Annotated in this window: 1 protein-coding gene; it reads left to right on the top strand. The window is 69.0% G+C overall.

Annotated elements, in window-relative coordinates; genetic code table 11:
• Positions 1-384, top strand: a 384-nt coding sequence (locus EII42_RS12445) for an SH3 domain-containing protein (RefSeq protein ID WP_148098067.1), incomplete at both ends; no start/stop codon positions are given.

Below are 384 nucleotides of genomic sequence, written 5' to 3'. Positions count from 1 at the left end.
GCACCTACACCTCAAACTGGTGGGCCAAGGTCACCTACAACGGCCGCGAGGGCTACGTGTCCCGCGCCTACCTCAGGATCCCCACCGGCCAACCCAACGTGCCCGAGTGCGGCACGGCGCCGAAGCCGACGCCGCCCAAGCCCACGCCACCGAAACCGAACCTGGCGCAGGGCACCACAACCGACTACCTGAGCCTGCGTAGCGGCACCAACACGTGGTCGAACCGGCTGGCCGAGCTGCCGCCTGGCACCACCGTCGGCGTGCAATGCCAGGCCCGCGGCGAACTGATCCGCGGCACCTACACCTCAAACTGGTGGGCCAAGGTCACCTACAACGGCCGCGAGGGCTACGTGTCCCGCGCCTACCTCAGGATCCCCACCGGCC

It is taken from the genome of Tessaracoccus sp. OH4464_COT-324, from assembly GCF_003932855.1.
GTDB lineage: Bacteria > Actinomycetota > Actinomycetes > Propionibacteriales > Propionibacteriaceae > Arachnia.
Note: the sequence above shows the minus strand (reverse complement) of the source record. Positions and strands in the feature narration are given on the sequence as shown.